This is a genomic window from Nostoc sp. CALU 1950, assembly GCF_051172895.1.
GTDB classification, from domain to species: Bacteria; Cyanobacteriota; Cyanobacteriia; order Cyanobacteriales; family Nostocaceae; genus Nostoc; species Nostoc edaphicum_A.
The window spans coordinates 1-22827 of sequence record NZ_JBDNJQ010000008.1; the positions used below are offsets into that span (position 1 = coordinate 1).

Genomic DNA, 22827 nt, shown 5'->3' on the forward strand with positions numbered 1-22827 from the left:
AGCACAGACGCGATGAATCGCGTCTGTGCTGGAGGTGGAGACACAATGAATCGCGTCTCCACCTGGATATGCGATCGCCTACTCCCAGCTTTACAAAAAACCCACGAAGAAATAACCCACTTATTACACGGACTAGATGGCGGTTACGTCCCCAGCGCTCCATCTGGCGCACCCACACGCGGACGCCCAGAAGTCCTACCAACTGGGAGAAACTTTTATTCTGTAGATATTCGCGCCATTCCCACAGAAACAGCTTGGGATATCGGTAGAAAAGCCGCTGAAACCCTCGTAGAATATTACACTCAAGAACATGGTGAATATCCCAAAACACTAGGTTTATCATTGTGGGGAACAGCCACCATGAGAACAGGCGGTGATGATATAGCCGAAGCCTTGGCTTTACTCGGAGTCCAACCTGTATGGGATGGTGCGGCGCGGCGAGTAGTGGATTTTGAAATTTTGCCCCTAGCTATTTTGGGGCGTCCCCGTGTGGATGTCACCTTGCGAATTTCGGGATTCTTCCGGGATGCTTTTCCCAACTTAATTGACTTATTCGATCAAGCAGTATCAGCAGTAGCAGACTTAGATGAACCGCCAGAACAAAATCCTCTAGCCGATGCAGTTCGTCAAGAAACTGATTTGTGGACAAGCCAAGGATTAACTTTAGAACAAGCTGCGGTGCGATCGCGCTATCGCATTTTTGGTTCTCGTCCAGGTGCTTACGGCGCCGGACTCCAAGGTTTAATCGAATCGCAAAATTGGACAGATGACGAAGATTTAGCCCGCGCCTACATTAACTGGAGTTCTTACGCTTATTCTTCAGGAAGCGGTGCAGGGGAGCAGGGGAGCAGAGGGGGAGAAATTCTTCCTAACTCCCAATCCCCAATGCCCAATGCCCCATGCCCAATGCCCAATACCGAAGCCTTCAAGCAACGCTTGGCGCAAATGCAAGTTGTGCTGCACAATCAAGATAACCGTGAACACGACCTACTCGATTCTGATGATTATTACCAATTTCAGGGTGGCTTAACCGCAGCGGTGCGTTCTCTACAGGGAAAAAACCCCCAAACTTATTTTGGTGATAATTCCATACCCGCCCAACCACGCGTCCGCCAACTGAAAGAAGAAATTGCACGAGTGTATCGTTCTCGTGTAGTTAATCCCAAGTGGATTGCGGGAGTTATGCGCCACGGATACAAAGGTGCTTTTGAAATGGCGGCGACGGTAGATTTTTTATTCGCTTATGATGCAACAGCCAAATGTGTCGAAGATTATATGTATCAAGGCATAGTAGAGGCTTACTTGCTCGACCCAGTTGTGTCAGAATTTATTCAGCAAAAGAACCCTTACGCTCTGCGTGATATTGCTGAAAAATTATTAGAAGCACACAAGCGCAATTTGTGGGAGGATGTAAATATAGGAACATTAGAAGCTTTGAGGAACCTAGTACATCAAGCTGAAGCAGTTATCGAAGAAAAATCAATGGTGTAGGAAACAAATATGGAAAATCTTGCGTATTTGCACCTAGCTTTCGCCTACGAAGACAGCACACCCAGTGAATTGGTATCCCTCAGTTCTTTGTTTAACAAAGCAGCTGCGCCAGACTGGAAACGGCTTTCTGGTAGGGCTTGGAAGTATATGTTGCCCCTTGCTCTGTCCTTGTCAATTCTTGGCGCTGTGAGCAGTGTCATAGCTTTGGAAAAAGGCGATCAAGGCCCTTCTGTCAGAAATCTCCAACAAAAGTTAAAAACAGCAGGTTTTTACCAAGCTTCTGTTACCCAAGTATATGACGTATCCACACAAGAAGCTGTGCGGCGATTCCAAAAGGCTGCTGGTTTACCAGTGGACGGCATTGTTGGAGCAAGCACCCTGCGAAAATTAGAAAGTTGGCAAGCCAAAAAGCCCAGTACTACGACTACACAAGCGAAAAAAGCTACTGTTGTAAGTACACAAGCCAAAAAGCCTAGCACTACTAGTTCAGCAACTAGCCAGCGCCGTAATTCCAACTACCTTTCTAAAGGGGATGAAGGTGAAAATGTCAGGGTTTTACAAGAACGCTTAAGAGTCGCGGGCTTTTATTACGGGAACGCCACAGGAATATTTGGCCCAATTACCGAAGAAGCTGTCAAGCGGTTCCAAGATGCTTATAAATTGAGCGTTGACGGTGTTGTTGGCCCAGCAACATTAGGTAAATTGCCCGGAGTTGGCATTGGTAGTGGAGAAGAGGCTCCCAAAAAGGTAGTCAATCGAGATAAACTTCGTGTAGGCGATCGCGGTGAGCCAGTTAGAATTGTTCAAGAACAATTGATCCAGGCAGGATATTTAGAGGGAGAGCCAAATGGCTACTATGGCCCCTACACTGCCGATGCTGTAAGAAGATTCCAAGCCGCTAATTACTTGGCAGCAAGTGGCGTTGCTGGCCCAACTACTCGAGCTAAGTTATATAGCTCAGTTAATACTGCTAGCAAAAGCGAATTTAATACCCTAGAAATCCAAACGCGTCTACGGGAGCGGGGTTTTTATAAAGGTAAGCTGAACGGTGTGATGGCAGATGACACCAAAAAAGCGATTAAACAAGCCCAGGAGTTTTACGGCATCAGTCTCAAGGATCTTAAGAGCGGACGCTTTTAACATCCGCTTTGGCGTTGTTAGTATCACTTACCAACTGGTTGCTTACCTCCAGTAACAGCAAATTAAAAACTGCTCAAAATTCCATTTATTTGGTTAATTTGAGTAGTTTCGTTTTTTATCCACCCAAGTGCTAAAGCGGCATCAGCGCCCGTTGGCACTTGGGACATACTGCATGGATGGTCATTTGACAGTCCAGCAGATGGAAACCTTCTTTTTGAGCAGTTTTCGACCCAATTTTTAAAATTGAGTCATTTTTAAACTCAATAGTTGAGTTGCATCTAACACAAATTAAGTGATGGTGGTGATGGGGATAAGGCTGGTTGATTTCATAATGCTTATGTCCCTCGCCCAGTTCTAGTTCCCGCAAAATTCCCATTCTTGCCATCAACTTCAAAGTCCGATAGATAGTTGATAGACTGATCCCTTCACCATCAGTTTCTAGCCGATGATAAAGATCCTCCGCACTCAGATGTTCACCTTGCGGAAGTTCTTGAAAAATGTGTAAAATTGTTTCGCGCTGGGGAGTTAATCGCCAGCCTCGTTCGTTCAGTTCTGCCTTGAGTGAAGTAGTTGTGTAGACAGTCATACTAATATTTCTCAACAAAGCTCGTTAATTGAGAATATAACAAATCTTGGGAGCAATTTGCAACAATCATTGCCTATTGAGAATTTATGTTAAATATTTAAGAACAATTCATCAAATCTTGATCAAAATTAAAGTAATAAGCTGTAATACATTTAATTTGCATACAGCTAATAGTTAGGATACTTGTAACGATTGCATCCCTTGACTTTGAATTTTGAACGAGTGAATTTTAAATTGCTTATTTGATCCCCACCTTCGATATATCTAAGCAAAGTTCTGGGGAAATTTTTGTACCATTAAATGAAAATTATTTGCTACAAGTCTCTAAAAGGCTTTTAACCTGGGGATCGAGTCAGTCTTTTGTCCCTAGTCATTTGTCAAGTGCAGTTTTCTAATGACAAATGACCCTGCGGGTGACGCTCCTACGTCGCTAACGCTACGCTAACGCCAGTGCGGTCTTGGGGGTTTGCCCCATGACCGCACTGGCTCACTAATGACAAATGACTCTTGATCATTGCCTAACTTAGAGACTCCAAATAGTCGCGGATGAGGTTGCGGCGTTTGGGTTGGCGTAGCTTTTGCAAAGCCTTGGATTCTATTTGGCGGACTCGTTCGCGGGATAAATCGAGAGCGCGGCCAATTTCTGCTAAAGAGTAAGGATGACCATCTGCCAAACCAAACCGCATCAAGATGACATCGCGCTCCCGGCTAGTCAAATCTGACAGAAGATGATGCAAATCTCTTTGTAAAGATTCTCGCATTAACATCTCTTCTGGGGTTACACTATCAGTTTCGAGTAATTCACCTAACTCAGTGTCTTTATCTTTCCCTACCTTGGTTTCCAAAGAAACGGAGCGAGGAACCCGCAACAAAACTTCTCGGACTTGGGTCGGTGTCATTTCTAACTCAGTTGCTAAATCCTCTAGAGTCGGAGTCCGACCTTTTTCCTGAGCAATTTTGCGTTGAGCCTTTTTGATTTTGTTTAACTTTTCGGTGATGTGAACCGGTAGACGGATCGTGCGACTAGAAGTAGCGATCGCCCGTGTAATTCCCTGACGAATCCACCAGTAGGCATAAGTACTGAAGCGATAACCCTTAGTTGGGTCAAATTTTTCTACAGCCCGCTCCAAACCTAATGTACCTTCTTGGACTAAATCCAACAATTCCAAACCACGATTTTGATACTTCTTAGCAACAGACACAACTAAGCGAAGATTCGCCTTAATCATGTGTTCTTTTGCTTGGAGTCCTTGGGACTGAACTTGCTCCAACTCTTCTACTGTCAACTTGGCGATTTCAGCCCAGCGACGTTTGCCATTTGCCAAAGTCGGCCTAAGATCGGCTAAAACTATATCAGCAGTAGCAGCCCATCTTTCCAAAGACGGTCGATGTCCCAGTTCCGAAGTAAGACGTTCTTGAACTTCAATTAACCGGAGATAGGGCGTAATCACTTCATCCCCTTCCTTGGCGGCTTTAGCAAGCACTATCCGCATCCGCAAGTAGCGTTGGACTTTTTGAGCTTCTGAAACCTCTTCATCCCGCCCTAACAAGCGAACCCGACCAATTTCTTGAAGATACAGACGTACTAGGTCTGTACTCCGGCGGTTAGTGTTAGCAGCAAAGTTAGCGTTGTCAACAGAAGCAATTTCTAGCTCCTGTAAATCATCTACCGATAACTCACTGTCATCAACCGTGAGATCCGAGTCCAAAGCCTGGCGGGACTTTTTGGTGTTGTAGGGGGCATCTGCATAAAAAGATGTTGCTGGCATAAAGATCGTCTCAATGGCTCCAGGTAACAATAGATTACGGTCAGCTTAGATTACGGTCAGCTATTCAACTGTTGCTATTGTTCCCGTGATTTACGATGAACTAACATGGTTGAAGGTTCCATTACAATTTTTTTAGAAATTAACTGTAAGGGTTTTATTGGATACAGTATTACTGAACTTAATCGGCTGCTAAACTTTTGATTGAACCAATAGCTATTTAAATCCATAGCTAGGCTTTCAATATTTCAACTACTTAGTTAATATTTTAACCACCAGGGTTTTAAACAGTAACTTTTGCAACACAGTATAAACATCCTTCAGTGAATGTCATCTTTATAATTGGCATAGTCACATTTACATGGTGACTAAAGTAATATCCTGACGATTTACTAATTTTTTCTAAGGATTATTCAGGTATAAGTAGAACTAATAGATATCAGGTAAGTGATTAGTATTAACGGCAAAATTCTATCTACACGGAGATAGAAAACGTAGATAAATTATCAAATCCTCTCTCCGTGTTCCAGCGTCCTCTCAGATGTCAGCCTTCTTCTGCTAATTTCAATTTGACAGACTACATAGTTAGTAATCTGTCAAGCTAACAAAAGCCTGGTATGTAGTAAGCACTGAAGTGCTTAACACAAGGACTAAAGTCCTTACTACAAAGTTATTTACACATCGATAAATTGCTAGTAGTTGTACTCTGGCTTGATATCTCGCAACATCAGTTCATCAAGTGCTTGTCCGGGTGTGATTTCGCCTTGAAGTAACCGATAAACTTGCTCGGTAATTGGGACTGCTATGTTTTGTTGCTTGGCTCGTTGCATTAAAACCCGGCAAGTGTTTACTCCTTCAGCAGTTCCTTGTAAATTTGCGAGAATTTCTGTAAGTGACTTACCACCGGCTAACTGATAGCCAACTTGGTAATTGCGACTTAAGGGACTATTGCACGTTGCTAACAGATCCCCTAGACCCGATAAACCATAAAAAGTTTCCGTCTTTGCGCCCCAATTGTTGCCGATGCGAACCATTTCTGTAAGTCCACGGGTGACTAAAGCAGCTTTGGCATTTGTTCCCAGTTGTAAACCATCGCACACACCGGCTGCGATCGCAATCACATTTTTCAGTGTTCCCCCTAATTCCACCCCCAAGGGGTCGGGATTGGTATATACCCGGAAACGATGAGAAGAAAATACTAATTGCACTACTTCCGCAGCCGTGGGAATATTACTGGCTACCACCGTGGCTGCTGGTAATTCCATTTGAATTTCTTTCGATAAATTAGGCCCAGACAAAACAACTACTGCATGGTTAGGGAATATTGTTTGCCAAATTTGTGACGGCGTGCAGGTGGTTTCGGGGTCTAAGCCTTTCGTCGCCGTCACAAAAATTGCCTCTGGAGAAAGGGGGAAAGACTGGACTTGGGAAGCAACATCCCTCACACCAATCATCGAGATAGCGGACAGGATTATTTGGACATCTTTTAAAACTGCTTCTAGAGTTTGGGAACCTTGACGCGACCACACGCGCACCTGATGACCATTTGCGGCGGCGAGATTTGCTAGAGATGCACCCCAAGCACCCGCACCAAGAATTGCTACAGTTTTTGGATTAGTCATTAATCAAAAGTCTCCCCATCCTCTTAGCTCACCAATCTAAAATCTAAAATCTAAAATCTAAAATTGGCTGCGGGGATAACGTTCCATTAATTCCCTGACTTGTTCAGCATGATATGAACTTCTTGTCAATGGTGAAGAGACAACTTGTAAAAATCCGATTTCTTCGCCGAATGCCTTCCAAGCCGCAAATTGTTCTGGGTTGACAAATTCGTTTACTTGCAAGTGTTTTTGACTGGGTTGGAGATATTGCCCAATTGTCAAAATGTCGCAATCGACAGTTCGCAAGTCTTGCATGACTTGACGGATTTCGGCATCAGTTTCACCGAGTCCAACCATGATCCCGGATTTAGTGTATGTGCTAGGAGAAAATTGGCGAGTGCGCTGCAATAATTCTAATGTGCGATCGTAGTTTCCTTGGGGACGCACCCGGCGATATAGGCGTGGAACAGTTTCCGTATTGTGGTTTAATACTTCTGGCGCAGCTTGTAGAATCAACTCTAGAGCATTCCAATTACCGCACAAGTCAGGAATTAGCACCTCAATTGTCGTGTTGGGTGAAACAGAGCGAACTGCATCAATACACGCCATAAACTGAGATGCACCACCATCAAGCAAATCATCTCGGTTTACAGAAGTGATTACTACATGATTAAGGTTCATGCGGCGAACAGCTTCCGCCAGTCGTGTAGGTTCTGTGGGGTCTAGTGGTTTAGGTTTTTTCTCAAAATCAATATCGCAGTAGGGACAAGCGCGTGTACAAGCCGGGCCCATAATCAAAAACGTGGCAGTCCCAGCGTTGAAGCATTCACCAATATTCGGACAGGACGCTTCCTCACAAACTGTATTGAGGGCTAAATCCCGCAAAATTTCTTTAACGTTACCGATGCGCTCACGCCCAGGTGCTTTCACCCGCAACCAGTCTGGTTTTACAGTCACAATCCGCTTTTACCATTAGAGTTATACAAATTCAATCGTAGCAAGCAAAGCCTTGGATGAAGTGATCATATATATATAGATATAGATGTAATTCTGCTATTTGCCGCAGGTTGTGATATTGTTAATCTACAATGCCATTTTTATGACGGGATGTGGCGCAGCTTGGTAGCGCACTTCGTTCGGGACGAAGGGGCCGCTGGTTCGAATCCAGTCATCCCGATTTTTTGAAAGTACAGTACCTTGAATTATGGATAGCGCCGTAATTTCTGGTCTAAGGCACTTTAAAATTTAAATATTTTAACATAATTATAAATACTCCCCCTTATTTACTTATTTTTCTCTTTTGACAAATTATAAGTAGCGTCTTCCAGACAAACTAGGGCGGTTATTCACACCGGGAATTTTTAGCATAATTTGTCAAAATTAAAGATAACTAGGAGGTTCAAAATATGAAATTTTCAATCCAATCACTTTATACCTGGTATCGCGATGTGCTTCGTAACCCCAAGTACCGTTGGTGGGTAATTTTAGGAACGTTGGTTTATTTGGTCAGCCCATTTGATATTCTCCCAGATTTTATACCCGTTGTGGGACAGATTGATGATGTTTTTCTTTTGACCCTGCTAGTTAGTGAGGTGTCTGGGCTAGTAATTGAGGGCTGGAAAGCTCGTAAGGGTGATATGGGTACTGAAGTACCTAATACTACTGAGGGTTCTACCTCTAGTGGAAGCACTATTGATGTTGATGCTGTTTCTGTTAAGTAGTTTTAATAAAACCCCTGCTTTTGGAATCTGAGGTGGGGGATATTTTTTTCAACGCAAAGGGGCGCGGAGGGAAGCGCGGAGGTTCGCGGAGGATGAGAGGGAGTAAGAGGAGGGGTTAGAGGTTGTTGGCTACGCGTTTGATGCCTTCTTTGAGGTGGAGGACGTTAAAGTTGAGGAGAAGACCTAGTTTGCAGTTTGCTAGTTTGAGATAGGTTAGGAGTTGGACGGAGTGAATTGGGTGGAAGGACTCTACAGATTTAATCTCTACAATTACTTGGTTTTCGACCATCAAATCTAATCGATAAACACATTCCAATTGCACATCTTGATAAACTAAGGGCAATGGAATTTGTTTACCAACATTCAATCCGGCTTTCTTCAACTCATAATCCAAGCACTCCTCATAAGCCGACTCCAACAAACCAGGTCCCAAAGCAGTATGCACCCTCATCGCACACCCAATAATCACCCCACTCAACTCATTCTCTCTCATCCTCTGCGAACCTCTGCGCTTCCCTCCGCGCCCCTACCCTGCGGGAAGGCGAAGCGCCTTTGCGTTTAAAAATCCTTCACAAATTCCGTCAAGAACCTGAACGCCTTCAAAATATAACTAGCGCAATCTCTAGGAGAAGTATTGTAAAACGATCGCCACGCACTCGCCTTATCTTCATCATAGCGATCGCTCCGTTGACTATGATTCTCTAACCATGCCAATCGCACTGCATGGCCAATTAACACATCCAACACGATATATTCTTCAATTTGCAGGTTGGGATTGTTGGCTGCGATCGCAGCTAATTCGATTAATGCTTCAATATTAACTTGGCGGTATTCTGGAGCCTCGATTTTATTCAGCAAATGCTCAACCAACAGAGCAAAATTTCTTTCTCCCGCTGTCATTTCCGACAGCATTATCTCACTATCTAAACGATTGCGGCGCTCTAGTTTATCGCCAATTACTAGACCCTTGCAATGTTGCATTAATAGCCAAATTTCCTTAAAAAATTCTTTTGGTACACGCCCTGTTGCACCTTCTGCTTGGCGAAACCGCCGCCAACCACCTGATGGGACTTCTATTCCTTCTGCAATCGCTGGTAACACCACCCAAGCAATATCACTTTCTTTTTGCTTGACGTGCAGTGATTCTTGCTGGCGTAATAGGTTACTCATGCCAGTATATCCAGTTAATACCTGACGCAAACGCATTTTCACTTCAAAGGGTGAAAGTTGCATTAAGTAATCGTAAGCTTCATCTTGAGTAACGTGTAATTCCCGCGCTAGTTCGCTGGTTATTAATAAGATGAGATAGCCGACTCTTAGCGTCAGTAGTCCCTGAAAGAGTTCGGATTCTGAGCGAATTAAGATACCAAGATAGATTAAAATCTCTTGAGTTAGGACGCGATCGCGAATATCCTCACGACAAAAATGATTAATTTTATCGGCAATTTCATCGTGGGACATCGGTACGGTAATCAAGGACGCTTCACTGTAAGCTTTACCCACAGCAATTTGCTTACCTCGCACCAAAATACTCGTGACTGCATCTGATAGGCTGATATCAACCATTTGGCGTAACCCAGCAGCCCGCCGTACCACTGCCCAAATACCTAAATCTCCAGCTTTGGTGTAAACTTCATCTAGTAAATCGCCTACGGTGACGCGATATCCTGGGCCGCCGTACCCTGTATCAAATTCCATTCCCTGTAAGCGAGTTAAGGTTTGCAATAACTCAATTTGTTCGTAGATGTTCTCTGATGAGCGCAAATGAGAAAGTAATAACCCAAAGTTGGTTTCACACTCCATTTGAAATTCTTGGGTATGTCCTAAGCGCCAGTTTTTCTCAGGATGATAGGCTAGATAATAGCAACGTGGGCTAGCATTTTTCACTGGCGATCGCGAGAATTCTGCATTGGGGAGAAAATCAATTCTTTGGATTCCAGCTGTCAACATTAGCTGATTGAGCCGCCCTAATTTAACTCGCACACCATTACAAACACCATCTTTTAGTTCTTGCATTAGTTCTAGCAATGCTTCCGAACCACTTTCTAACATGGTGTGCGTTAACATTAAAGTCAAGGTAGGACGCCCTAAATCGCTCCAATATTTTTGAATATAAGCTAATTCGCTTCTAATTTGATCTAACAGAAAATGGTAATCAATAGTTAGATAAAACTGCTGAGAGTCAGAGAATGAAGGTAAAAATACAATTGTTTCACCACTAATCCGAAAGATTCTAGATGTTGTCAAACTCCGCAGCCGCCGCACTGGCCGCCCAGTTAACCCAAGTTTGTCGTTACGTCCAATTTGCGTATAAATAGCTGAAAATTCTCCAGCTTTTCTCACCTGAATAGGTTCTACCTGTGCGGGTGTTTGTGCTTCAATTCCATGAACTTCTAGTTTCGTTTGTAAATCTTCGTCTTCTGCTAATAAGGCAATTTGTACCAAAGATTCCCTCTGTTTTCCCACACACAAATGTCTTCCTAAAGGGTCGATATCACCAACCGCTAGCAACCCTTCACTCAACATTTCACCGAGAAAATATAAACTCTGCGCCCACACCAAGGGAATATTTTCATTGGGTAAACGTGGTTGCGTTTGAGGTGCTAACTTTTCTGCTTCTATGTTTTCGTCTGGAACATAATAAAGTTCTGGCAATAAACGCAAACCATTTTGTTCAATGAGTAATGATTCTAAAAGCTCTTGGTATTTTTTAACTTGTTCTTGCTCACCGCGAAATAATCCATCTAGAACTAAATAAGTGAAAAATAATGGCCATTCGCATTCAATATGCTCAAATTGCTTGAGTTCCCACGGTTCGTAGTGCAAGCGCTGATGATCTTCTAAAACGGTTTGGTGTCCATCACGCAAAAAGCGTTTGCAGCCGTATTTACCTGCGAGTTTATTGATAATATCGTTTAAAGTGCGATCGCGTAACTCTAAATCTTCCACTGCAAAGGCAGGATAACTAATAATACTCAATAGCGCCGCATCAATTTCTTTGGAACCAGATTCTCTCGGTAACAGGGATTCTAGGGTAATCCGGGCGCGGGCAATTTCATCTGGTAGCACATGAATCACCGATGCTTGACTACCACGCACACCAAACAAATCCAGTCCGTTGATAGCTTCTAAAGCAGCTTTTGCCATGCCTACGGAACTAGCATTTAACTCAGCACTACCCCGATTAATTTTATTCCCACGTTCCCAAATGCCATAATCTGGTGTGCGGTAAGCTCGTCCAATGTAGTAAACCAAATTTTGGACAAAATTTACTTCATCAATGGTATAAATTATTTGCAATCCCGCAGCAGTCATTTGCCCCAACATCAGCAAAAATATAGATGTGGCATCAAGTTGCAAATGTCCCCATTCGTCATCACCAACAACAATGTCACCGGTCGCGGTATTATATTTGGCGTGCAATCCATCTAGTAGCGACTGAGTATGTTTAAATGTCTCTACTTTATGAGCCTGTCGCATCATCGCAAACAGCAACCCGCGCATCAGTTTGATCACACTGTGTTCTAGTTCATAAGTGCGTCCCTGATCGTCGTCAATCTTACGGTATGCAAGTCCTAAACCCCAAACTGCCAAAATGCTGTAAACGTTGTCTCGCACCCAGGCATCAGTATAATCGCCGTGGGCTGTAATCGCTGTACTCGCAGGTAATAAACCAGTAATCGGATTTTGCCGAGTCAGGATGATCGTTTTGATTTGCTGGTAGTAATAGTCCAAGCGAGTTAGCAATTTGGTAGATGTTTTCATGGTTTGGTTCAGAACAACTTGCAAAATTCGACCCTGTGACTGTGAAGTGAATTACCTAAATCAAGCCAGAACAAACTCTGTAATGGTTGATGGGACAACAGCTAAGGGTGGTGTGAGTTTATTATTATCTCCTGTTAATACGCCTCTGGGTACTTAATTTTAGCGATCGCCCAATTATTAGAGAAATGGCGATCGCTAAAGCTCAAACACATTACCGCAACCATGAAGTAAAACCTGCCAACCCATTTTTGATTCTCCGTCGTCCAGGTGACTATGCATGAAGTTGCTTGATACTAAAAATTACTTAATAGTGTTGTAAATATTTTAACTGTATAAAGTTTGTGAAAACAATCGTTGATTGGCAAGACACATAGCTTATAGCAGTAGTAAAATCTACTTTAAGTTACACGTAAATTACCTAAAATGCAGGGCAATTAAATTACTCATGACTGAGGAATATCACAGATGCTGAATGCTAAGATTCAGTATCCACCGGAGAGTGCTATTCCGGGTTAGGATGATGACTAGCGATGCCTTAATTTAGATATCGATATTGAATTGTTGAAATTTTATGGGCAATAGTCCACCAGATGGCAGTATCAACCTCCTCTGAGCTGGCGAGGAAGTCTCCCAGCGCGGGGGAGACTTTGGAGATATATCTCATGCTCACACAAGATATTCGTGATTTGCTGACTGATACTACCGATTTAAACCAGTTAAAATGGGATTTAAATCGCTTGCAACCTGTGGATGTGGGAGAATACATTACACAATTGCCTGAGAAACAACGCGCGATCGCATTTCGTTTACTCAACAAAGCTCAGGCAATTGATGTATTTGAATATCTGCCGACAGAGGTGCAGGAGGAATTAATTAATTCTCTGCATGATGTCCAGGTAGTGCAACTTGTAGAAGAGATGAGTCCCGACGAACGGGCAGAATTATTTGATGAACTACCTGCTGGGGTCATCAAACGGTTATTACAAGAACTTAGTCCAGAACAAAGGCAAGCAACAGCAACTATTCTCGGCTATCCAGAAGGCACAGCTGGGCGGGTGATGACAACCGAATATGTCCGGTTGCGCCAAGGGTTGACTGTAGGTGAAGCCCTAAGTAAAATCCGCCGTCAAGACCAAGACAAAGAGTCAATTTACTACGCTTACGTCACAGATGACAACCGGACGCTGGTAAGAGTAGTTTCACTGCGCCAATTGCTGTTTACCTTTCCCGAAGTTTTCATCAAGGATATAGCTAGCGATCGCGTCATTAAGGTGAGAACTGAAACCCCTCAAGAAGAAGTGGCGCGAATCATGCAGCGCTACGACTTAATCGCTATCCCCGTAGTTGACCGAGAAGACCGATTGGTTGGCATCGTCACCATTGATGATGTCATGGATATTTTGGAAGAAGAAGCCACAGAAGATATCCAAAAACTGGCGGGTGTCAGTGGTGATGAAGCAGCTTTATCTTCCCCCTTACTCACCATCCGCAACCGCTTGCCTTGGCTGTTGGGCATCATGGCAATGTATATTGGTGCCGCCAGTGCGATCGCACCTTTTCAATCTGTAATTGCCGCAGTACCAGTTTTAGCAGTAATCATGCCAATTTTTTCTAACACTGGTGGTACTGTCGGTATTCAATCATTAACAGTGACAATCCGCGGCTTGGGAGTGGGCGAAGTAACACCCAAAGATACCTTGAAAATTCTCCGTAAGGAACTTCTAGCTGGTTTAGGTACAGCCGTAGCTTTAGCCATAACGATGATGCTACTTTCCTTAATTTGGGCGCGGCCCCAAGAGCGATGGGTGGCTTTAATTGCCGGCATGGTAATGGCAACTAATACAATTGTGGCCGTTACACTCGGCACTTTACTACCAATGGCTTTGACACGCCTGAAACTTGACCCAGCCTTGGTTAGTGGCCCGTTAGTGACTACAATGCTAGATACAATTGGATTTTTAACGTTCCTCAGCCTAATTTCTCTAGCTTTAAACGTTTTCCATTTACCAACTTGAAAGGATTGGGCATTGGGCATGGGGCATGGGGCATGGGAAATAGGCAGAGGGGCAGGGTGCGGGGGGCAGAGGGAAAAACTCTCCTCCCCCGCTTCCCCTGCTTCCCCTGCTTCCCCTGCCTCCCCTGCCTCCCTTCTCTTGTCCCCACTCCCCAAATTCTATGCCTACTACTACCACTTGGAATCGTCATCACATTCTTTCCCTAGCTGACTTCACCACCACTGAATACGATACTGTTTTGCAAACTGCTGCCAGTTTTCAAGAGGTGTTATCACGGCGGACGAAGAAAGTGCCAACCTTGCAGGGACAGGTGGTGGCGAATTTATTTTTTGAATCCTCTACCCGCACTCGCAGCAGTTTTGAACTCGCAGCCAAACGCTTAAGTGCAGATACGCTGAACTTCGCCGCAGCCACATCTTCTATGACTAAAGGAGAAACAATTCTCGACACGGCGAAAACCTATTTGGCTATGGGAACTGATATTATGGTAGTCCGCCATCGAGAGGCAGGAGTACCAAATGCGATCGCAGCTGAAATGGATCGTCTAGGTGTAAAAGTTAGTGTCCTCAATGCTGGTGATGGTCAACATGAACATCCTTCCCAAGCACTGCTAGACTTATTTACCATAACTACTCTAATTGACCCATCTAGTCCCCGACTAGAACTTTTAAAGGGGAAAAAAATTGCCATTGTTGGAGATATTCTTCATTCTCGCGTGGCGCGATCGAATATTTGGAGTTTAATTGCCAGTGGTGCCGAAGTGCATCTCGCAGCACCACCCACCCTCTTACCCAAGTTATTTGCCGAGTATATCTGTGAAGAGTCAGAAGTCAGGAGTTATTCCCCCAATCCCCAACTTTTTCTCCACTGGCAGCTAGAACCAGCTTTGCAGAATGCTGATTTTGTCATGACTTTGCGCCTGCAAAAGGAACGGATGACGGCTCATTTGCTGCCAAGTTTGCGAGAATATCATCAACTATTTGGCATTACACGCGCAAAGCTACAACTTTGTAAACCTAACTTCAAAGTTTTGCATCCAGGCCCAGTTAACCGTGGTGTAGAAATAAGCTCTGAGTTGATGGATGACCCAGAATTTAGTCTCATTCAATCGCAAGTTACCAGTGGTGTCGCCGTTCGCATGGCTCTGCTGTATTTATTAGGTAGCGGCAAGGCTTAAGGAATTTAACAAGTCAGTTTCTAACTTGGGTGCATCGGCTTAGAGTATGAATCTTCTCACTCTAAGCCAATGCACTTGCAATACTTGTCGGTTAAGGGGAAAAGGGGAAGGGGAAAGGGGAAAGAAAAAACCTTTAACCTTTAACCTTTAACCTTTTCCCAAACCCTATTCCGAGTTAAAAATGCTTAACCGAGCAGTATTGGATGCACTTGCTACTCGGAACTGATTTTATACTGTGTGCCATTAATTTTACTTTTTTACTTAGTACTAAGCACTGTTTCTCTGAGAGGCAATGACCATAAGGATTTGGCTGTTATGCCAACCCCAATCAGCAACGCCAAACGAGGGCAAAATGGTTGGACATGACTACACAACTTAGATGAAAAGGGTATAACATAAGACCAGCCCTTTTAAAGTAAGTAGAAATTATCGAAAGTAAATTCCTCTCTAAACCTCTTTTCTATGTCTTCTCTGTCTTAGAAAGCCTGATGCCTGCGACAGACTGCGCCAACCGAGGTTTTCCCTGCCCTGAGATTTTCTACTGTGCCTCCGTGGTTAGATAAATAACTTATAAACTAATTTCTACCCAGAGAATGCTCCAAGAAAAAGAGATTTTACGAGTCACCTTGAAAGGGCTAGTTCTACCATTTTTGACTATTTGATACCTGTGCCGGAGATTTGCCGATGAAAACTATATCTAGCCTTGATACAGTAACTAAACATTTAGAAAAGCATGAAAACTCGAAACGGATTAAAAAATTAATCTACTCGGCTTGTAAAAATATTTGGGAGAATGATGAAGAGACGCTAGATAAGTTTAAATTACAAGAATTAATTCAAGAATTATGCAGGCTAAATCCAAGTATAAATAATTTAAATTACAGTTTATCTAAAGTTGTAAAAACCCTTAACAAACAAGATGAATATGCTTTAATAGCCAGTGTTATTTCTCATGAAATGCAGAAGCTATATATAACCCCTGATGAATCAACGGGAATATTATTAAATCAACCTCGGAAAGAGGAACAGATATTTTATAATTCTGGACAAATATCATCAATTTCTATAGATAAATCCCCAAAAAGTCAAACTAAACATCAATATAATCAGTTTGATTTACGGCAAAATATTATGAAGTATACGAACCCACTTAGGGCTAAGATAGTCCTATTTTCTGCACTTTACAAAAGATTTACTTTCAATGAAGAAGACTGGTTGAAATTGAAGGCTGAAAAACTTGATGATTTATTGCTGAGATTATTTGATACTTGTCCAACTATTACAGAGCTTGAATCTAAACTAAATAGTGCTGTTATATCTCTAGGGAAACCGGATGAAAACATTCAAGCAGCTAGTGCAATCATCCAATCTATGCGAGGTTTGTATGGCAATATATCATCCAGCCCTAACGGATATCAACCATTTAATACTGATTCATCTCCAGAAACAAGAGCACTAGTTAATCCTCATCATCAAATTGCATTTAATGATGACAATAATACCTGTCAATTTATAGTACCCCCTACCAAAGAATAATGGCAGTTTTTGACTATTGCTGATCGGAAATTTGGAAAGATTGTGATAATTGATAGGGGAAAAATATGGATGCCAATGAACTTCTTAAGCGATATGAAAATGGAGAAACAAAATTTATTGAGGCAAACTTAAATGGGGTAAATTTGTTTGGTGCAGACTTAATCGGTATAGCTTTGAATAAGGCAGATTTAGGTAATGCCATCCTAATTTTTAGCTATCTAAATCGGGGAATTCTGAATAAGGCAAATCTAGTTTGTACAAAGCTAAGTGGCGCGAACCTAAATCAGGCAAGTTTAATCAGTGCCAACTTGCATGATGCTAATTTACATGGTGCAACTTTGCAGGGTGCTGATTTGCGTAATGCCAATTTAACTTTGGCGTATATGCTGGATACTAACTTGATGGATGCCGATTTGCGTGGTGCAGATTTGAGTGGTGCAAATCTAACTGGTGCGTGCCTGCGTGGTGCTAACCTGCGAGAAGAAAAGAGAATGTACTCTGCTACTCTGCGGGGTGCTAACCTCCATAAGGCTGACCTGCGGGGCGCTGATTTAACTGGTGTAGACTTATCTAAAGTTGATTTGAGTGGTGCTAACTTGAGTGAGGCAACGCTACGTTATGCCGATTTGAGTGATGCAAACTTGAGTGAAGCGATTTTGTATAATGCATCTCTGGCAGATACTAACATCGGGGGTGCTAATTTGAAAGGTGCTAACCTGATGAATGCTAGACTAGAACGTTCAAATCTCATTGATGCCGAACTTACAGGTGTTAACTTGTATGGTGCAATTATGGCAGATGCTAAACTGACTAGATGCCAGATGAGTGGAGTAAACCTAAGTTTTGCAAGGCTAAATAGAGTTGATTTAAGTCGGGCTAACCTGCGTGGGGCTAACCTCACTGAAGCAGACTTGGTTGATGCCTATCTTGCTAGAACAAACTTGACTGGTGCTAATTTAAGTAAGGCAAATTTAATCAGAGCAGAAATGAGTAGTACAAATCTGACGGGTGCAGATTTGCGTGGTGCTGTAATGCCTGATGGAACAATTAACGAGTGAACATATATAGCGGTTTGCAGTTGTTGCAGTTGAGTCCAAAGTCCAATAATATTTAATCCCATCGGACTAGCTTACTGAAGAATACTTATTCTCATAGAAATTATGTATTCCTCCGATCGCATGAGGACAAAATTCTGGCATTTTGGGACAGTGGAACCACAGAAGTTAAAAATTGAATAACTTCTAGAAATGTCGGAGGTAAATATGAAACCAATCTTTTTGACGGCAGCAGCCTTACTCAGCACGCTATCTTTAGCTGCTCCCATTTCCGTCAAAGCAGAAAACTCCGCCCCTGTCCGCCGCTTGTTAGAAACTAGAGAATGTTTCGGATGTAATTTAACAGGAGCAAATCTCAAAGGCGCTCATCTCATAGGTGTTGACTTGAGAAATGCAAATTTAAAAGGGGCTAATCTCGAAAATGCGAACCTAGAAGGTGCTGATTTAACTGGTGCAAATTTAAAGTCTGCTAATCTCACAAATGCCTTTGTTAGTGGTACTAGCTTAAATGATGCTAATCTCACCGACGTTGATTTGAGTAATGCTCATTTATATAATACTGAAGTAGATGGTGCAGTTTTAGCCAATATTGATTTAAGCGGTGCTGATGTGTTTAATACTGCCATTAGCGTCGGTGGTGAATATTAATCTATGCCAAAGTGATGAGTTAAGAGTTATGTTCAACTCCTAACCCTGCACTTATTAAGTTTTACTCACCGGTAATCGACAGTTCATTAACCCAGATTTTCGGACAAACTCCCCCTGGCGTTAACTCTGGCTCTTTTTCTACATAAATAATTGATTTCAAGAGTTCTAAGAAATCGCCAGCAACAGTTGCTGACTCAATACTCGTCCTCACACCTTTGTTAACTAGCCAACCATCAAACGGCAAAGAGAAGGAACCTTGCAAGGATTTAACTCCAGCATGGAGGGCTTGCAAATCATCGATAAGAATCACATTTTCAGCCGTTTCTAAGCTAAAATCCTGCTCAGGAGTTGCTGTTGAAAATACGTGATAAAAATTGGGACTGACGCTGACTTTTGCACCAATACTGGCATTACCTGTTGGCTGGGTATTTAACCTTTTAGCAGTGCCTGCACTATGAAGAAATCCTGTTAAAACGCCATTTTCAATTAGCGAAATCTGACGAGTCGGAGTTCCTTCACCATCAAAAGTTTCTGCACCTACATTAGCTGGGTGCAACGCATCATCATAAACTGAAATTAGAGGGGAAGCAATTTGCTTACCTAAATCATCAGGAGTAGATAGACTTTGATTGTCTAAAATACTTTGGGCATTGAACAAGTTAGAAAAAGCACCCAATAGACTTAAGAACGCTTCAGCTGAGAAAACAACCCGATATTTACCAGTTTTGATTTTTTCATAATCCAAGTGGCTGATAGTTTTATCGGCGGTTTCTTTGATGCAACCATTAATATCTAGATTATCTAAACTCTGGTTGATTCTAAAAGCTCCTGCACTGCGCGGTTTTTTCCCTTCTTCCTCAGTTTTACTGTAAAGATAAACTGATGCTAAGGAGTGAGATTCAGTTCTCACCGCGCCGTCACTATTGAGATAAAATCTGTCAATATCTCTTTGTGATAAACCGTTATAAGGTACACCTTTAATTGCTGGATGAGCAGCCAGTAATTCTTTTTCAGCTACCAACAATTTTTCTATGAGTTCAGCAACAGGTGCTTGAGGTGCTTTATCCTGGGGCTTATTTGGAATAGGAATAGTAGCCTCTGGACTAAAATCAGGAACATTTTCTTTAACACCAAAGAAACTGGCTTCGTAAGCAGTTTTTAAAGCTAATTCCAGTCCCTTGGGGTCTACATCTGTAGTGCTGGTGACACCCATTGTATTATCTTCATTCCAGACACGAACAGTAACACCAGAGCGATTTGAAGCTTTGACTTGTTTTGGCTCACCTTGGTCTACTTGCACGCTAGTATCATCTACTGTTGAGCCATAAATGTCGAATTTTTTAATACCAAGCTTACCAGCATTGTCCTTGGCAGAATTTGCAATCTCATTTATATTGGGCATAGTCAATTTTGGATTTTGGATTTTAGATTTTGGATTGGAAGCGATTCTATTTTGAATATTAGATTTGGGATTTTTGATGTTCTTGCTTGTATTTCTCTCGTAGAGTTCTGACTGAAGCAACACTCAAATAATTTAGGATTTTAGATTGAAGCTACGGAGCAATCAGTGAATTTGAGTATTTTGGATTTTGAATATTGTAATCCAAAATCCAAAATCTAAAATCTAAAATTCTTATCTTCCACCAACGGTAATAGAATCAACTTTGATATGGGGTTGTCCGACTGTGGTGTAAATACTGCCACTGACGGAACCACAAAAACCTGGTGCAATTTCCAAATCTTGGGAACACATGGAAATTTTATTCATGATTTCCTTGGCTTCACCGATGAGAATTGCTCCCTTTAGCGGTTTGGTGATTTTGCCATTTTCAATTAAATAAGCTTCATCAACACTAAAGTTAAATTGACCTGTAGCACCAACGCTACCACCGCCCATCTTTTTACAGTAAATACCTTTATCAACAGAGGCAAATAATTCATCAATGCTGTATTCGCCAGAATCAATATAAGTATTACGCATCCGGCTAGCGGCGGCAAAGGTATAGTTTTGGCGGCGTCCACTTCCAGTTCTGGGGTGTCCGGTGCGTGAGGAACCTGTTCTATCTGCTAAGAAGTTTTTGAGAACGCCTTTTTCAATTAATAGGGTTCTTTGAGCCGGCATACCTTCGTCATCCATGTCAATTGTCCCGAAGGCATTTTCAGAGCGCCCTTCATCCCAGGCTGTCAAACTTTCGTGGGCAATTTTTTCGCCTTTTTTGTCAGCAAAGGGAGAGGTATTGCGTTCTATTTGAGTGGTTTCTAGCAAGTGTCCGCAAGCTTCGTGGAAGATTACGCCACCAAAGTGATTGGCCATAATGATGGGGTAAGTACCCGATTCTACGTAATCTGCATAGAGCATTTTTCCAGCAGATTCTGCTATTTTCTCGGCGGCTTGTTGAGAATCCCAAGTTCTCAAGAAGTTGGCATCGCTAGTATTACCCGCGCGATCGCCAATTGAGCTACGATTAGCACCATCAGCACACAATAGGTTAAATCCTACTGATTGTGTGAGGCGAATATCACGAGCAAAAGTACCGTCACTGGCGGCGATTAGAACTTCTTGCCAATCCCGGAAATAGGTAGCACGGCGTGATTGGACGTGACTAGCTTTTTGCTTCAAGTGGGCAGTACCATCAAGGAGGATTTCTCCCATTTCGCGGATGGAGCTACACACTGGTAGCCATGCATCTTTGCCTCTTTTGGTGGCGTAATCTCTGAGTAATTCTAGGTTGATTTCTGGGATAAAAGCTTTCGGAGTGGGTAGTTGCAATCCCAAGATAGAAAGGCCTTTTTCTAAGGCTGCTTTCAAACCGGAAAAAGAAAGGTCATTGGTGCTGACGTAGCAATCAGCTTTACCACGAAATACTCTAACTCCCGCGCCTGTAGACAGACTGGGTGAAATACTAGTGATGGAGTCGTCTTCTGCAAGACAACTAATATAGTTGCGACGCTCTAAAAATAATTCGATGAAGTCAGCACCAGCGGCGCGTCCTAGTCCCAGGAGAGTAGCCAGAGGGGCTTCCCAGGTTTCATCGAAACGCTCTGGTGTGGAAGAATATTGGAGTGTGGGAAGTTGATTCGAGAGAAGTAGAGTACTTGTAAGCATGGATAGCCTCGTCTGCTGGCGTAATTCAGAGATTTGACTGAAAAATTCTGGTGTGTTTAGTCTAACAAATGAGTCAAAGCCACAGTTGGCAGAAAGGCGTGTGGATTTCCCTCCAATTCAGCAAGTCCTTGGAAAACTCACCCGCAGACTAGAAGTTTGGGGCTATATAAACAAAGCCCGCAAAGGCGGGCTGAGATTTTGAAACTTGAGGGTGTCGGTGTAAAAATTTAGTTATCACTAAGGGAGTCATGAGCTAGGAGTGGAATGGGATAAACCCCACCTGTACCAGAAGATAGAAACTTCTTGACGACTAACTCATATTAAATATGCAATCTTGTTTGCTGTTTAGCTTAATTCAATCCAGAGTATCACTCTCAGATTTATTTACGATTTCCCATTTTCAATGGAACTCTTGCTGTTCCTTGCTCATTGACAGTCTGACCTAAATTTGAAGTTGGGGGTGTCGATGTTAGATTCTTAAACAGGAGTTTTAAGGTTCGAGTAATAGTTTTGAGAATTTTCATTTTGCTGGCAGTTGGCTTTTGGTCATATCTCAAAACCATTGGAATTTCTGCAATTTTAGGTTTGAGTACTTTAGCTTTCAGCAGTAAATCTATCATGCAAGCAAATCCACTTTCAGTAAATAGATTTTCCCCATAATACATATCCAGTTTACTGACAAAAGTACGGTTATACAGCCTGTAACCACAAGTATAGTCTCTTACACCGGGTACGCGGGCGGCAATTCTAAACAGCCAGCTGGCTCCATAACTCATTATCTCTCTAAATCTTGATAAACCTATGACTTTAGAGCCTTTTCGATATCTAGATGCGATCGCAATATCATAGCTACCAGCTATCATTGTGTCATACATCTTGATTAAGAGTTCTGGTGGTTGAGTGTTGTCGCAATCCATCGCAGCTAAAAAATCACCTTCTTTAGAGATTTCTAAGAAAGTCATGAAACCTGTTTTAATTGCTTGACCTAAACCAGCATTTTTGGGATGTTGGACTAATTTCAGTAATATACCCAGTGATTCAGATTCTTCTAAAGCTGTTTCGGCAGTCGCATCACTACTACCATCATCAACAAGAATCAGTTTTATCTCCATATTAGAGATTTGCTGTAATGTCTGAAATCTTTTGAACAAGGGGCGGATTGATGCTTGCTCGTTGTATGCGGGTAAAAGAACAAAAAGACTCATAAGTACCTCGTGTAA

General features: G+C 42.6%; 17 protein-coding genes and 1 tRNA gene. 9 read left to right on the forward strand and 9 right to left on the reverse strand.

Features of this window, described 5'->3' with window-relative positions; genetic code table 11:
* On the forward strand, nucleotides 1-1491 hold a 1491-nt coding region (locus ABF638_RS03910; RefSeq protein ID WP_435020447.1), incomplete at its 5' end, for a cobaltochelatase subunit CobN.
* Nucleotides 1492-1500: 9 nt separating this feature from the next.
* Nucleotides 1501-2631 (forward strand): peptidoglycan-binding domain-containing protein, encoded by a 1131-nt coding sequence (locus tag ABF638_RS03915; RefSeq protein ID WP_069074622.1) that lies wholly within the window; start codon nucleotides 1501-1503, stop codon nucleotides 2629-2631.
* A 130-nt stretch (nucleotides 2632-2761) separates the two neighbouring features.
* On the opposite strand, the gene ABF638_RS03920 is transcribed toward ABF638_RS03915, so the two are convergent.
* The 4 genes from ABF638_RS03920 to lipA all read right to left on the reverse strand — a co-directional run bounded on the left by ABF638_RS03920 (nucleotide 2762) and on the right by lipA (nucleotide 7541).
* Nucleotides 2762-3217: a Fur family transcriptional regulator gene (locus tag ABF638_RS03920; RefSeq protein ID WP_012407750.1), complete on the reverse strand. Its 456-nt coding sequence runs from the start codon at nucleotides 3215-3217 to the stop codon at nucleotides 2762-2764.
* A gap of 518 nt (nucleotides 3218-3735) precedes the next feature.
* The gene (sigC, locus tag ABF638_RS03925; protein WP_435020450.1) at nucleotides 3736-4986 is read right to left on the reverse strand and encodes an RNA polymerase sigma factor SigC; all 1251 of its coding nucleotides are present in this window, start codon (nucleotides 4984-4986) and stop codon (nucleotides 3736-3738) included.
* Between the two features lie 689 nt (nucleotides 4987-5675).
* Nucleotides 5676-6605 (reverse strand): NAD(P)H-dependent glycerol-3-phosphate dehydrogenase, encoded by a 930-nt coding sequence (locus ABF638_RS03930; protein ID WP_181932194.1) that lies wholly within the window; start codon nucleotides 6603-6605, stop codon nucleotides 5676-5678.
* A 57-nt stretch (nucleotides 6606-6662) separates the two neighbouring features.
* Nucleotides 6663-7541: a lipoyl synthase gene (gene lipA / locus ABF638_RS03935; RefSeq protein WP_435020453.1), complete on the reverse strand. Its 879-nt coding sequence runs from the start codon at nucleotides 7539-7541 to the stop codon at nucleotides 6663-6665.
* Nucleotides 7542-7687: 146 nt separating this feature from the next.
* Between lipA and ABF638_RS03940 the strand changes: the two genes are divergently transcribed.
* Together ABF638_RS03940 and ABF638_RS03945 are read left to right on the forward strand one after the other, a co-directional pair.
* A tRNA-Pro gene (locus ABF638_RS03940) sits at nucleotides 7688-7761 on the forward strand.
* 229 nt (nucleotides 7762-7990) lie between these two features.
* The gene (locus ABF638_RS03945) at nucleotides 7991-8305 is read left to right on the forward strand and encodes a YkvA family protein (protein ID WP_435020455.1); all 315 of its coding nucleotides are present in this window, start codon (nucleotides 7991-7993) and stop codon (nucleotides 8303-8305) included.
* A 115-nt stretch (nucleotides 8306-8420) separates the two neighbouring features.
* On the opposite strand, the gene ABF638_RS03950 is transcribed toward ABF638_RS03945, so the two are convergent.
* Both ABF638_RS03950 and ABF638_RS03955 read right to left on the reverse strand, forming a co-directional pair.
* On the reverse strand, nucleotides 8421-8798 hold the full coding sequence (locus ABF638_RS03950; protein WP_435020457.1) for a GxxExxY protein: 378 nt from the start codon (nucleotides 8796-8798) through the stop codon (nucleotides 8421-8423).
* 65 nt (nucleotides 8799-8863) lie between these two features.
* Nucleotides 8864-12070 (reverse strand): glycoside hydrolase family 15 protein, encoded by a 3207-nt coding sequence (locus ABF638_RS03955; RefSeq protein WP_435020459.1) that lies wholly within the window; start codon nucleotides 12068-12070, stop codon nucleotides 8864-8866.
* 662 nt (nucleotides 12071-12732) lie between these two features.
* On the opposite strand from ABF638_RS03955, the gene mgtE reads away from it, so the two are divergent.
* The 5 genes from mgtE (at nucleotide 12733) to ABF638_RS03980 (ending at nucleotide 18501) form a co-directional block, all read left to right on the forward strand.
* Nucleotides 12733-14085 carry a magnesium transporter gene (gene mgtE / locus ABF638_RS03960; RefSeq protein WP_435020461.1) on the forward strand — a complete coding sequence of 451 codons (1353 nt, stop codon included), beginning with the start codon at nucleotides 12733-12735 and terminating at the stop codon, nucleotides 14083-14085.
* A 160-nt stretch (nucleotides 14086-14245) separates the two neighbouring features.
* Entirely contained in the window at nucleotides 14246-15262 is a 1017-nt protein-coding gene (locus ABF638_RS03965; RefSeq protein WP_435020463.1) for an aspartate carbamoyltransferase catalytic subunit, read from the forward strand.
* A gap of 684 nt (nucleotides 15263-15946) precedes the next feature.
* On the forward strand, nucleotides 15947-16798 hold the full coding sequence (locus ABF638_RS03970; RefSeq protein ID WP_435020465.1) for a hypothetical protein: 852 nt from the start codon (nucleotides 15947-15949) through the stop codon (nucleotides 16796-16798).
* A gap of 65 nt (nucleotides 16799-16863) precedes the next feature.
* Nucleotides 16864-17856, forward strand: a complete 993-nt coding sequence (locus ABF638_RS03975) for a pentapeptide repeat-containing protein (protein WP_435020467.1) — start codon at nucleotides 16864-16866, stop codon at nucleotides 17854-17856.
* A gap of 204 nt (nucleotides 17857-18060) precedes the next feature.
* Entirely contained in the window at nucleotides 18061-18501 is a 441-nt protein-coding gene (locus tag ABF638_RS03980) for a pentapeptide repeat-containing protein (RefSeq protein WP_181932182.1), read from the forward strand.
* Between the two features lie 61 nt (nucleotides 18502-18562).
* On the opposite strand, the gene ABF638_RS03985 is transcribed toward ABF638_RS03980, so the two are convergent.
* From ABF638_RS03985 to ABF638_RS03995, 3 genes are all read right to left on the reverse strand, one after another.
* Nucleotides 18563-19903, reverse strand: coding sequence for a TldD/PmbA family protein (locus ABF638_RS03985; RefSeq protein ID WP_435020470.1), 1341 nt, complete (start codon nucleotides 19901-19903; stop codon nucleotides 18563-18565).
* Nucleotides 19904-20134: 231 nt separating this feature from the next.
* Nucleotides 20135-21607: a TldD/PmbA family protein gene (locus ABF638_RS03990; RefSeq protein WP_435020472.1), complete on the reverse strand. Its 1473-nt coding sequence runs from the start codon at nucleotides 21605-21607 to the stop codon at nucleotides 20135-20137.
* Nucleotides 21608-21987: 380 nt separating this feature from the next.
* Nucleotides 21988-22812, reverse strand: a complete 825-nt coding sequence (locus ABF638_RS03995) for a glycosyltransferase family 2 protein (RefSeq protein WP_435020474.1) — start codon at nucleotides 22810-22812, stop codon at nucleotides 21988-21990.
* Between the last annotated feature and the right edge of the window lie 15 nt (nucleotides 22813-22827).